The 12,006-nt window shown below is 72.4% G+C and carries 9 protein-coding genes and 1 riboswitch; of the genes, 4 read left to right on the top strand and 5 right to left on the bottom strand.

Translation table 11 applies throughout. The features are described 5' to 3' along the window. The first annotated feature begins 54 nt into the window (after positions 1-54). The 4 genes from rlmN to ACFXB5_RS13940 all read left to right on the top strand — a co-directional run bounded on the left by rlmN (position 55) and on the right by ACFXB5_RS13940 (position 5,155). On the top strand, positions 55-1,161 hold the full coding sequence (rlmN, locus tag ACFXB5_RS13955) for a 23S rRNA (adenine(2503)-C(2))-methyltransferase RlmN (RefSeq protein ID WP_385206709.1): 1,107 nt from the start codon (positions 55-57) through the stop codon (positions 1,159-1,161). Positions 1,162-1,234: 73 nt separating this feature from the next. Further along, positions 1,235-1,339, top strand: a riboswitch (TPP riboswitch). Next, a complete protein-coding gene (locus tag ACFXB5_RS13950) occupies positions 1,335-2,408 on the top strand; it encodes a thiamine ABC transporter substrate binding subunit (protein ID WP_385206707.1) in 1,074 nt (357 codons plus the stop codon). It overlaps the preceding riboswitch by 5 nt. A gap of 95 nt (positions 2,409-2,503) precedes the next feature. Continuing rightward, entirely contained in the window at positions 2,504-4,117 is a 1,614-nt protein-coding gene (locus tag ACFXB5_RS13945; protein ID WP_385206766.1) for an ABC transporter permease, read from the top strand. Beyond that, positions 4,118-5,155, top strand: a complete 1,038-nt coding sequence (locus ACFXB5_RS13940; protein WP_385206704.1) for an ABC transporter ATP-binding protein — start codon at positions 4,118-4,120, stop codon at positions 5,153-5,155. Between the two features lie 62 nt (positions 5,156-5,217). Here the strand turns inward: ACFXB5_RS13940 and ACFXB5_RS13935 are convergent, their stop codons facing one another. From ACFXB5_RS13935 to ACFXB5_RS13915, 5 genes are all read right to left on the bottom strand, one after another. Next, positions 5,218-6,315 (bottom strand): LOG family protein, encoded by a 1,098-nt coding sequence (locus tag ACFXB5_RS13935; RefSeq protein ID WP_385206702.1) that lies wholly within the window; start codon positions 6,313-6,315, stop codon positions 5,218-5,220. Between the two features lie 105 nt (positions 6,316-6,420). Continuing rightward, positions 6,421-7,677 (bottom strand): hypothetical protein, encoded by a 1,257-nt coding sequence (locus tag ACFXB5_RS13930; protein ID WP_385206699.1) that lies wholly within the window; start codon positions 7,675-7,677, stop codon positions 6,421-6,423. Further along, positions 7,659-8,384: an ABC transporter ATP-binding protein gene (locus ACFXB5_RS13925; protein ID WP_385206696.1), complete on the bottom strand. Its 726-nt coding sequence runs from the start codon at positions 8,382-8,384 to the stop codon at positions 7,659-7,661. The genes ACFXB5_RS13930 and ACFXB5_RS13925 overlap by 19 nt, the downstream gene beginning before the upstream one ends. 142 nt (positions 8,385-8,526) lie before the next feature. Then, on the bottom strand, positions 8,527-10,242 hold the full coding sequence (locus ACFXB5_RS13920) for a thiamine pyrophosphate-binding protein (RefSeq protein ID WP_385206691.1): 1,716 nt from the start codon (positions 10,240-10,242) through the stop codon (positions 8,527-8,529). Between the two features lie 53 nt (positions 10,243-10,295). Beyond that, the gene (locus ACFXB5_RS13915) at positions 10,296-11,771 is read right to left on the bottom strand and encodes a sodium:solute symporter (RefSeq protein ID WP_385206689.1); all 1,476 of its coding nucleotides are present in this window, start codon (positions 11,769-11,771) and stop codon (positions 10,296-10,298) included. Positions 11,772-12,006 lie beyond the last annotated feature (235 nt).

Here is a 12,006-nt window from a genome sequence, read left to right as displayed (position 1 = left end):
CCCGCGCCCCTCCCGGCGCGGGGCCCTTCGTACGTCTGCGACACTGGGAAAACCATGCCTAAGCCCGGAGAACTCACCTTTGTCGCGCCGCGTGGGGCCAAGAAGCCCCCGCGGCATCTTGCCGACCTCACACCCGCCGAGCGCCGGGAGGCCGTCGCCGCCCTCGAGGAGAAGCCCTTCCGGGCAGGTCAGGTGTCGCGTCACTACTTCGTGCGCTATGCCGACGACCCCGCTCAATGGACCGACATTCCGGCCGCCGCGCGCGAGAAGCTGGCCGCCGGGCTGCTGCCGGATCTGATGAGCGTGGTGCGGCACATCAGCTGTGACGACGACACCACGCGCAAGACGCTGTGGCGACTGTTCGACGGCACGCTCGTGGAGTCCGTTCTGATGCGTTACCCGGACCGGGTCACCATGTGCATCAGCTCACAGGCGGGCTGCGGGATGAACTGCCCGTTCTGTGCCACCGGGCAGGCGGGACTGGACCGCAATCTGTCCACCGCCGAGATCGTGCACCAGATCGTCGACGGGATGCGGGCCCTCCGGGACGGGGAGATCCCCGGCGGCCCGGCCCGGCTGTCCAACATCGTCTTCATGGGCATGGGCGAGCCGCTGGCCAACTACAACCGTGTCGTCGGCGCCATCCGTCGGCTCACCGACCCCGAGCCCGACGGCCTCGGCCTCTCGCAGCGCGGTATCACCGTCTCCACCGTCGGCCTCGTCCCGGCGATGCTGCGGTTCGCCGACGAGGGCTTCAAGTGCCGCCTCGCGGTGTCGCTGCACGCGCCCGACGACGAGCTGCGCGACACGCTCGTGCCGGTCAACACCCGCTGGAAGGTGCGCGAGGTCCTGGACGCCGCGTGGGAGTACGCGGAGAAGTCCGGCCGCCGGATCTCCATCGAGTACGCGCTGATCAAGGACATCAACGACCAGGCATGGCGCGCCGATCTGCTCGGCCGGCTGCTCAAGAGCCACCGGGTGCATGTGAACCTCATCCCGCTCAACCCGACGCCCGGCTCCAAGTGGACGGCGTCCCGGCCCGAGGACGAGAAGGCGTTCGTGGCGGCCCTGGAGGCCCATGGGGTGCCGGTGACCGTCCGGGACACCCGGGGCCAGGAGATCGACGGGGCCTGCGGACAGCTGGCGGCTTCGGAGCGCTGAGCACCGGCTGATACGGTGCCTGGGCATCGTTGCATCATGTGATCGTCATAGAAGTGAACGTCCGTACAAGTGAACATTCCGACAGGGGAGCGCTCAGAGCGCTGAGAGTGCGGCACGGCCGCAGACCCTCGGACCTGATCCGGGTCATACCGGCGTAGGGAGTCAGCATCACCATGAACAGCCAGCTTCGGCGTGCCATCTCGGCCGCCCTCCTCGGCTCACTGGCCCTGAGCGCGCTCGTCGGCTGCGGCGAGGACACCAAGAGCGGCTCGGACTCCAAGACGGTCACCCTGGTCACGCATGACTCGTTCGCGGCCTCCAAGGCGGTCCTCAAGGAGTTCACCAAGGAGACCGGCTACAAGGTGCGCGTGCAGGCCGGGGGCGACGCCGGAGCCGCCGTCAACCAGGCGATCCTGTCCAAGGGCCACCCTCAGGGCGATGTGTTCTTCGGCGTCGACAACACCCTCCTCTCCCGCGCGCTCGACAACGACCTGTTCACCCCCTACACGGCGAAGGGGCTCGACAAGGTCCCGGCGGCCCTTCAGCTCGACCGGGCCGAGCACCGCGTCACCCCCGTCGACTTCGGCGACATCTGCGTCAACTACGACCGGAAGTACTTCGCCGACAAGAAGCTGTCGCCGCCCCGGACGCTGGACGATCTGACCAAGCCCGCCTACAAGAACCTCCTCGTCACCGAGAACGCCGCCACCTCGTCCCCCGGTCTCGGCTTCCTCCTCGCCACGGCCGCGAAGTACGGCGACGACGGCTGGAAGGGCTACTGGAAGAAGCTGCGGGCCAATGGCGTCGAGGTCGTCGACGGCTGGGAGCAGGCGTATTACGACCGGTTCTCCGGCTCGGCCGGCGGCGGCAAGGGCGACCGGCCGCTCGTCGTCTCCTACGCCTCCAGCCCGCCGGCCGAGGTGGCCGATGCCAAGAGCAAGCCCGCGAAAGCCCCCACCGGGGTCGCGACGGGCACCTGCTTCCGGCAGGTGGAGTTCGCCGGACTGCTGAACGGCGCCGGCAACACCAAGGGCGGCAAGGCGCTGCTGGACTTCCTGCTGAGCAAGCGGTTCCAGGAGGACGTCCCGCTGAACATGTACGTCAACCCGGCGCGCGAGGACGCCAAGCTGCCGGAGCTGTTCACCCGATACGGGGTCAGGATCGCCGACTCGGCCACCCTGGCTCCGCAGAAGATCGCCAAGAACCGTGAGCCGTGGGTCAAGACATGGTCCTCGCTGGTCCTGTAGAGCCCCGCGAGAACCGTAAGAAGGCCGACGGCCACCGTAAGGCCGAGAGGGGCGAGGGCGGAGGCCGTCGCGCGATCGCTCTCCGGCTCGCCCTGATGGCGGTGCCGCTCGCCTTCTTCGCGGTCTTCTTCGCCTATCCCGTGGCCGCCATCGTCACCCGGGGGCTGCGCGCCGACGGGCGGTGGCGGTTCGGCCGGATCGCCGAGGTGGTGACCGATCCGGCGACGCTGGACGTCCTGTGGTTCACCTGCTGGCAGGCGGTCGCGTCGACCGCCCTCACGCTCGCGGTGGCGCTGCCCGGTGCCTATGTCGTCGCCCGCTTCGACTTTCCCGGCAAGGGGCTGCTGCGGGCCGTGGTGACCGTGCCGTTCGTCCTGCCGACCGTGGTCGCCGGATCGGCCTTCCTGGCACTGCTCGGCCGGGGCGGGCTGCTGGACGAGCTGTGGGGGGTGCGGCTGGACACCTCCGTCTGGGCGATCCTCCTGGCCCATGTCTTCTTCAACTACGCGGTCGTCGTCAGGACCGTGGGCGGGCTGTGGGCCCAGCTCGACCCGCGCCAGGAGGAGGCCGCGCGGGTGCTCGGCGCGAGCCGGCTGTCGGCCTGGCGCCGGGTGACGCTGCCCGCGCTGGCCCCCGCCGTGGCCGCGGCCGCGCTGATGGTGTTCCTGTTCACCTTCACCTCCTTCGGCGTGATCCAGATCCTGGGCGGCCCCCGCTACGCCACCCTGGAGGTGGCGATCTACCGGGAGACCGCGCAGCTGCTCGACCTCCCCACGGCCGCGGTGCTGACCCTTCTCCAGTTCGCCGCTGTCGCGGCCGTGTTGGCCCTGCACGCGTGGACCGTAAGGCGCCGAGAGAGCGCCCTGCGGCTCGTCGACCCGGGCCGCACCGTGCGCCGCCCGAAGGGCCCGGCCCAGTGGGCGCTGCTGTGGGGCGTGCTGGCGGTGGTCGCGCTGCTGATCGTGACACCGCTCGCGGTGCTGGTGGAGCGCTCGCTGAACGGCCCGGACGGCTACGGCTTCACCTACTACGAGGCGCTGCGGTCGGCCGCCGACAGCGGGGGCACCTTCTTCGTGGCTCCCATGGAGGCCGTCGGGAACTCCCTGTGGTACGCGGCGGTCGCCACCGTCTTCGCCCTGGTCGTGGGCGGTCTCGCCGCCGCGGCGCTCACCCGTAAGGCGGGCATGCTGGTACGGGGCTTCGACGCGCTGCTGATGCTGCCGCTGGGCACCTCGGCCGTCACGGTGGGGTTCGGGTTCCTGATCGCCCTGGACGAGCCCCCGCTGGATCTGCGCGCCTCCTGGATCCTGGTGCCGCTCGCCCAGGCCCTGGTGGGCGTGCCCTTCGTCGTACGGACCATGCTGCCGGTGCTGCGGGCGGTGGACCACCGGCTCCGGGAGGCGGCGGCCGTGCTCGGGGCGTCCCCGTGGCGGGTCTGGCGGGAGGTGGACCTGCCGCTGGTCGGGCGGGCCGTGGCGGTCGCGGCGGGCTTCGCGTTCGCCGTGTCCCTGGGCGAGTTCGGGGCGACCGTCTTCATCGCGCGCCCCGACCATCCGACCCTCCCGGTGGCCATCGCCCGCTTCCTGGGCCGGGCCGGTCAGCTCACCTACGGGCAGGCGATGGCCCTGAGCACGATCCTGATGCTGGTCTGCGCCGGATCGCTGCTGGCGCTCGAGCGCATCCGCACCGACCGTTCCGGAGAGTTCTGAATGACGCTGCTGCGACTGGACGAGGTGACCGTAAGGTTCGGCCGGCGCGACGCGCTGGACGCCGTGGACCTGGAGGTCGCCGAGCACGAGACGGTCTGTGTGCTGGGCCCGAGCGGAAGCGGTAAGTCCACCATGCTGCGTGCGGTGGCCGGGCTGCAGCGCCCCGACGCCGGCCGGGTGTGGCTCGCCGGACGCGACCAGAGCGGGGTGCCCACGCACCGGCGCGGCGTGGGGCTGATGTTCCAGGACCACCAGCTCTTCCCGCAGCGGGACGTGGGCGGCAACGTCGCCTTCGGGCTGCGGATGCGCAAGGTGGGTCGCGCGGAGGCGGATCGCCGGGTCGCCGAACTGCTGGAGCTCGTGGGACTGCCGGGTGCCCAGCGCCGCCCCGTCGACTCACTCTCCGGCGGTGAGCAGCAGCGGGTGGCGCTCGCCCGCGCGCTGGCCCCGCGGCCCAAGCTGCTGATGCTGGACGAGCCGCTGGGCCAGCTCGACCGGGGGCTGCGGGAGCGGCTGGTGGTGGAGCTGCGCGAGCTCTTCGAACGACTGGGGACCACCGTTCTCGCGGTCACCCATGACCAGGGGGAGGCGTTCGCGCTCGCGGACCGGGTGGTGGTGATGGAGAACGGCCGGATCGCCCAGACCGGCACCCCGCTGGAGGTGTGGCAGCGGCCCGCCACCGAGTTCGTCGCCCGCTTCCTCGGCTTCGACAATGTGGTCGAGGCGATCGTGCACGGTGAGGTCGCCGACACCGTATGGGGCAAGCTGCCCGTGCCGTCCGGCTCCCGGCCGGGCCCCGGCAGGCTGCTGGTCCGCCCTGCCGGGGTACGGCTGACGGACCCGGAGGAGGGGCTGGCGTGCACCGTGGTGGCGCGCACCTTCCGTGGCGACCATGTGGCGCTCATCCTGCGGCTGTCGGACCCGGCCGCGCCGCATCTGGAGGCGTCCTGCGGCCTGCGGGACGCCCCGGAGACGGGGGCCCGGGTCGGGGCGGTCATCGACCCGGCCGACGTGGTGCTCCTGGACCCCGAGCCCTGACACCAGGGCCCCTTGCCTCCGCTGGAACGCCTCCTGGTGCCCGGCGCTTCCTTGACGCCGGTTCAGCCCAGCATCGACAGCAGCGCCTCGGGCGCCTCGTCCACCGAGTCCACCAGAGCGATACGGGCCTTCATGGACCGTCCCTCCGCGAGCGCTTCGAGCAGCGGCCAGGTCGGCAGCCGCCGGGTCCAGTGGTCCCGGTCCACCAGCACCATCGGGGTCGGCTCACCGCGCGACTCGTAGTAGTTCGGCGTCGCGTTGTCGAAGATCTCCTGGACGGTCCCGGCGGCGCCGGGCAGGAAGACCACGCCCGCGGTCGAGCGCGCCAGCAGTCCGTCCTCGCGGGTGGCGTTGGCGAAATACTTGGCGATGTGCGAGGCGAACGCGTTCGGCGGCTCATGCCCGTAGAACCAGGTGGGGATGCCGACCGACGCCCCGCCGTCCGGCCAGCGCTCGCGCACCGCGAAGGCGGCCTCGGCCCAAGCCCCGATGGACGGACGGAAGGAGGGTGTCTTGCCGAGTAGTTCGAGTGCCTCGACCAGCACCGCGTCCTCGTGCGGGGCCGTGTAGGCGCCGAGGTTCGCGGCCTCCATCGCGCCCGGTCCGCCGCCCGTCGCGACCGTGAGACCGGTCCGCGCCAGGGCCCGGCCGAGCCGTGCGGCGCCCGCGAATCCGTCGGAGCCGCGCGCCAGCGCGTGGCCGCCCATGACGCCCACCACCCGCGTCCCGACGAGGAATTCGTCGAGCGCGTCGGAGACCGCGTCGTCGTGGATGGAGCGCAGCATCGAGGCGAAGATGTCGCCGTCGGTCTTGGTCCGCTGGAACCAGGCGTAGGCGAGCGCGTCCGGCGTCCGCGCGTAACCGTGTTCGGTGAGGCCCTCGAAGAGCTCCGCGGGGGAGTAGAGGGTGCCGCGGTACGGATCGAACGGCAGATCCGGCACCGGCGGGAACACCAACGCGCCCCCGGCCCGGACCTTCGCCGCCGCCTCGGTCTCCATCGGGCAGCCGAGGAAGACGGACTCGCTGGTGTCGGTGGCGAGGAGCGCGGCCGTACGGCCTGTCAGGTCCACGGACTGGACCCGGAACCCGGCCAGGGTGCCGCGGGCGACGACCTGGTCGAACTCCTCGATGGACTCTATTTCCCGGTCTGGTTCCTGCACGCCGACATGCTAATCACACCGGAGGTGGGGGGCTGTGGATTAGGGCAATCGTGACCGGGCCGCTTCGCCGCACAATCCAGGCATGAACACCGACACCCGGGATTTTCAGCGGTGGAACGGCATCGCCGTGAGATGCGCCACCATCCACACCAGCGGTACCAGGAGCGCCAGCAGGGCCGTCGCGCGCAGCGCGGCCGCCCCGCGGAGCAGCCGGGCCGGGGCGCCGAGGCGGACCAGGGCGGCCGTCGTGCGCTCGCGCGCGCTCCTCGCTTCCACGACCGCGGTCAGGGTCGCGGCCGCGGCGCACAGCGTGACCAGGGCCGCGCCCAGACCGGTGAGCGGGCCGAAGGCATGGGCGCCGGACGGCCCGGAGGCCCTTCCGTACAGTTCGAGGACGGTGAATCCGGCGGCGGCCAGGGCACACAGCGCGCCGATCGGACGTCCGATCAGCCCGGCCTCCTGCTGGAGCATGCGCCCGGCCAGCAGGCGCAGCACGCCAGGCCGCCCGACGGCCAGCAGCCTGCCGCACAGATGGGTGAGGCCGGGCCCGGCCAGCACCAGCCCGAGCGCCGCCAGAGCCCAGCCGCCCACCACACCGGGCGGGTTGCCGCCGAGCCGGCCCGGGACGGCGAGCAGGGCGTCGGGGAGCGGGGGTGCGTTACCGCTCGCGTACGCCTGCAGGGCGAGTCCGGCCGCGGTCAGGGCGATGCCCCAGGGAAGTCCGGAGGTGGCCTGGTGGGGCCCGGGCGCGACCGGCCCCGTCACAACGGTGGGCCGGGCCGGGACCGCCGGGCGGCCGGTGCCCCGTGGTCCGCGGACCGGCTGGTGGACCGCCCTCGGCTGCCGGGGCCACAGCCCGGCCGCGCACGCCGCGCCCACCACCACCGGGACGACGGCGAGCAGCGTGACCGTACCGGCCAAGGGCAGCGGCCGGCCGCCGCCGAGCTGCCGGTCGGCCGCCCCGCTTCCGGCCCAGCCCAGCCAGGAGTCGCCGAGATCGCCGCGCAGATGCAGGAAGACCAGCAGCGCCAGCACACCGCCGAGCGCACAGGCGGCCGCCATCGAGACCGCCGCGAGCAGCGCCGCACGGGCCGGGCCGACTCCGGCCGCCGCGAAACCGGGGCCGGGGCCGGTGCTGGGGTCGGCGCGGCCCACGGCGGTGGCCAGCTGGACGGTCGCGGCCAGCGGTACGAGGCACCACAGCAGCCGCCCCACCGCTCCCTGCGAGTCGTCCGGATGGGCCGAGGCGAACCCGAGGGCGCTCAGCAGCAGAAAGCTCGCGCCCGCCGCCGCGACGGTGACCAGCGCCCGCCGCAGCAGCACGGACGGGCTGGCGCCGCGGGCTAGGCGGAGGCTGAGCACGCGGCCCTGCCTTCCGCCTCGGAGGGGTCCGAGCCCAACCGGCGCCCGTCGAGCAGGGCGACGGTGTGGTCGGCGAGGGTGGCCACCTCCTGGTCGTGCGTCGCGAGGACCACGGTGATGCCGTGGGAGCGGGCCGCCGAGGTGAGGGTGCGCAGCATCTGGGCGCGGTCGGTCTGGTGCAGCGGGGCGGTGGGCTCGTCGGCGAAGAGCACGCTGGGCCCGGCGGCCAGCGCCCGGGCGAGCGCGACCCGCTGGCGCTGCGACTGCAGCAGTGCGGCGGGCCGTGCCCGGGCGCACTCGCCGATGTCGAGCCGGTCCAGCCACTCGCACGCGGCGCTCTTCGCGGCGCGCCGCCCGGTGCCGCGCAGCATCAGGGCGAGCGCGGCGTTCTCCCAGGCGGTGAGCTCGGGGACGAGCTGGGGTTCGGTGCCGATCCAGCCGAAGTGCTCGCGCCGCAGCCGTTCGAGGCCGAGTGGAGGGAGGGAGTGCACGGGGACGCCCTTGAACCACACCTCCCCGCTGTCCGGGACGAGTTGGCCCGCCAGACAGGCGAGGAGGGTGGTCTTGCCACAGCCGCGCGGACCGGTGACGGCGACGATCTCACCCTTCCGGGCGCCGAGGGAGACCCCGATAAGGGCGGGCGAGCCGCCGTAGGCGTACGACACGGCGCGTGCCGCGAGCATCTCGTCGTCCGGCGGAGCCACCATCCCGAGCACCTCGCCTTACCTGCGACCGTCTCATTCCCCCGGTTGGGTGAACGAGCGCGGAGCCAATGGGTCACTGGCACGGTAAGGACTCGCGTGGGGGCCCGCGTCCAGGCTCGGCGCGGGTGGCGCCCATTTCCTCCGATCAGCCCTGATCGGGGTCGGGCTCCGAGCAGCGCTGATCGGGACCGGGGTCGCCGTCGGGGTCGTCATTGGGGCCGCTGTCGGCGAGCCGGTCGAGGTGGGTGGGCGCGAACATCCGCAGCAGTGCGGGCAGTACCACGACCGACGGCCCGGGGGCCGCGAGGGCGCCGGCGAGGTCCGCACGCAGCCGCTCGGGTGTGGTACGGACCGCCGGGACGCCGAAGGACTCGGCCAGCGCGACGAAGTCCGGGCGGGACAGTTCGGTGGCGGTCGCCTCGCCGAACGTGTCCGTCATGTACTCGCGCAGGATGCCGTAGCCGCCGTCGTCCACGATCAGCCAGGTGATGGGGAGTTGATACTGATGGGCGGTCGCGAGTTCGGCGATCGAGTACATGGCGCCGCCGTCGCCCGACACGGCCAGCACCGGCCGGTCGCGGTCCGCGGCGGCGGCCCCGAGGGCGGCCGGGAAGCCGTAACCGAGGCCACCCGCGCCCTGTGCCGAGTGCAGGGCGCCCGCTCGCGGATCGAAGGCGGACCAGGCCCAGTAGGCGAGGATCGTCATGTCCCAGAAGCTGGGGGAGTCATCGGGGAGCGCGTCCCGCACCGCGTCCAGCACCCGCCGCTCCAACTCCAGGCTCTGCGCGTCGATCCGCTCCCGCACCCGGGTGAGCAGCCCGGCCGCGGCCTTGGCCGCCGTGCCCGGCGGGCGGGGCGTGACGGCCTCGGCGAGGGCGGCCAGCGCCTCGCGGGCGTCGGCGTGGATGCCGAGCGCCGGATGGTTGGACTCCAGCTTGCCGAGGTCTGCCTCGATCTGGATGAGGCGGCCTCGCGGGCGGAACGTGTGGTAGTTGGAGGAGAGTTCACCGAGTCCGGAGCCGACGACCAGCAGGACGTCGGCGTCCTCCAGGAACTCGGTGGTGTGCGCGTCCTCCAGCCAGGACTGGAGCGAGAGCGGATGATCCCATGGAAACGCGCCCTTGCCGCCGAAGGTCGTCGCCACGGGCGCGTCCAGCGCCTCGGCCAGCGCCCGCAGCTCCTGCCGAGCCCCGGCGCGCACCACTCCGCCCCCGGCCAGGATCACCGGACGCTCGGCGGCGTTCAGCAGCCTCGCCGCCTCCGCCGTCAGCTCGGGCCGGGGCGGCAGCGGTCGGGGCTCGGCCCGCAGGGAGGTCACCGGCGGCACGGAGACCGGTGCGAGCAGTACATCCTGCGGGATCTCCAGCCACACCGGCCCGGCGGGGGCCTCCAGCGCGGACGCCCAGGCGGCGGCGACCGCGGAGGGGATCTGGGAGGCGGTACGGACCGTGTGGACGGACTTCACGACATCGCGGAACGACGCCTTCTGGTCCACGAGTTCATGGAGATAGCCCTTGCGCCCGCCGCCGAGCCCCGCCGTCGGCACCTGGCTGCCGATGGCGAGGACCGGCGCGGAGGCCGCCGCCGACTCCTGCAGCGCGGCGAGCGTCATGAGCGCCCCCGGCCCGGTGGACACCAGCAGCGGCGCGACCGTGCCGGTGACACGCGCGAAGGCGTCGGCGGCGAACCCGGCGTTGTTCTCCACCCGCAGCCCCACATAGGTGAGCCCGGACCGCCGCAGCGCGTCGAACGCCCCGAGAGCGTGCTGTCCGGGAAGCCCGAACACGGTGCTCGCCCCGAGCGCGGTGAGGGACTCCACGACGAGATCGCCGCCGTGACGCGCGCGCTGTGCGGTGGGCATGGGTTGGTGCCTTTCTGACGATGTGTATCGAAGAGAGCGAGCGTGATGCGGTGTCAGGCGCCCGCGGTGGCCGGACTGGTGGTCTCCGAGGCCGGGGCGGCGGGCTCACCGGCCAGCCGTCGCCGCCAGAGGTCGAGGATCGCCGCGTCCGTCGGCTTGGTGGCGAGGCTGACCGCCACATACGCCACCAGCGAGGCCAGCAGCCCGAAGTAGATGGGCTCGTTGGCGAGGATGCCCTTCCACCCCATCAGCGCGATGACCGTAAGGCCGCCGACACCGACCGAGGCCAGTGCGCCCGCGCCCGTGCCGCGCTTCCACAGCAGCCCGCCCAGGATCGGCACCAGCAACCCGCCGACCAGCATGTTGTAGGCGACGGTCAGTGCCTCGACGACATCGTTGAGCGCCACGGATATGCCGATCACGGCGACGCCCATGATGAGGATGAAGACGCGGTTGCCGCCGATCTCGTCATGGGAGGCGCCGGCCGTACGGAGCGTACGGCCGCGCAGCCGGGCCCAGATGTCGTTGTTGGCCACCGTCGCGCAGGCGATCAGCGCGCCCGAGGAGGTGGACATCACCGCGGACAGCGCGGCGGCCAGCACCAGCCCCTTCACGCCCACCGGGAGGGCGTCCTTGACGATGGTCGCGAACGCGTCGTCCGGGGCGCCCAGCTTGGGGTACAGCACCCTGGCCGCCGTGCCGATGATCGCGCCCGCGACCGCGTAGGCCAGGCAGTACGTACCGGCCGCGGTGCCGCCGAGGCGGGCGACCCGGTCATCGCGGGCGGTGAAGACCCGCTGCCAGATGTCCTGGCCGATCAGCATGCCGAAGGAGTAGATCAGCACATAGGTGAAGATGGTCTGGCCGCCGATGCCCATGGGGGAGAAGTAGCCGTGCGGGAGTTCGGCCTTCATCGCGTCGAAGCCGCCCGCCTTCACCACCGCGATCGGCAGCAGCAGGAGCAGCACGCCCACCGTCTTGACCACGAACTGCACCATGTCGGTGAGGGTGATCGACCACATGCCGCCGAGCGTCGAGTAACAGACCACGATCGCCCCGCCGAGCACGATGGCGACGACCCGGTCCAGCCCGAAGATCACATCGAAGATGGTGGCGTAGGCGATGGTCGAGGTGACCGCCAGCATCAGGGTGTAGCCCCACATCACGATGCCCGAGATCAGCCCGGAGGAGCCGCCGTAGCGCAGGTCCAGCATCTGGCTGACCGTGTAGACCTTGAGCCGGGCGATGCGCGCCGAGAAGAAGACCGACAGCGCCAGCAGCCCGAGGCCGATGGCGATGACCATCCAGGCGCCGGAGAGTCCGTACTGATAGCCGAGGCCGACGCCGCCGATGGTGGACGCGCCGCCGAGCACGATCGCGGCCATCGTCCCGGAGTACATCAGCGGGCCCAGCCGCCGCCCCGCGACCAGGAAGTCGCTGGTGGAGCTGGTGCGGCGCATCCCCCACCAGCCGAGCGCGAGCATGCCCGCGAGATAGACGACGATCACGGTGTAGTCGACAGCGGTCATGGCGGTGCTCCTCGGTCCGGCGGGGGTCGGCTAGCGGTCGGGAGGTCGGGGCGTCGGGCGGGCGGAGACGCACGGGATCGGGGAGGTCCCGGCGGTCCGCGGGGATCGAGCCCCGGGGGAGTGTGGGGAATGTGGGGAGTGACGGAGACCCTAGGTGTCGCCGAAGCGTCCGGGAAGTGTACGTTTCCTCCACTCCCGATCCCCGGGATGTACGAACCATCCCCTCGCGAGGCCC

It is taken from the genome of Streptomyces sp. NPDC059455 (assembly GCF_042750115.1).
In the GTDB taxonomy this organism is placed as follows: Bacteria; Actinomycetota; Actinomycetes; order Streptomycetales; family Streptomycetaceae; genus Streptomyces; species Streptomyces endocoffeicus.
The sequence above is the reverse complement of the archived record's forward strand: the minus strand, read 5'-3'. Positions and strand labels throughout refer to the sequence as shown.

Bases quoted from the DNA above. Each gene is read 5' to 3' on its own strand.
- rlmN (WP_385206709.1), top strand. From the start codon at position 55: ATGCCTAAGCCCGGAGAACTCACCTTTGTCGCGCCGCGTGGGGCCAAG.
- ACFXB5_RS13950 (WP_385206707.1), top strand. From the start codon at position 1,335: ATGAACAGCCAGCTTCGGCGTGCCATCTCGGCCGCCCTCCTCGGCTCA.
- ACFXB5_RS13945 (WP_385206766.1), top strand. From the start codon at position 2,504: ATGGCGGTGCCGCTCGCCTTCTTCGCGGTCTTCTTCGCCTATCCCGTG.
- ACFXB5_RS13940 (WP_385206704.1), top strand. From the start codon at position 4,118: ATGACGCTGCTGCGACTGGACGAGGTGACCGTAAGGTTCGGCCGGCGC.
- ACFXB5_RS13925 (WP_385206696.1), bottom strand. From the start codon at position 8,384: ATGGTGGCTCCGCCGGACGACGAGATGCTCGCGGCACGCGCCGTGTCG.
- ACFXB5_RS13920 (WP_385206691.1), bottom strand. From the start codon at position 10,242: ATGCCCACCGCACAGCGCGCGCGTCACGGCGGCGATCTCGTCGTGGAG.
- ACFXB5_RS13915 (WP_385206689.1), bottom strand. From the start codon at position 11,771: ATGACCGCTGTCGACTACACCGTGATCGTCGTCTATCTCGCGGGCATG.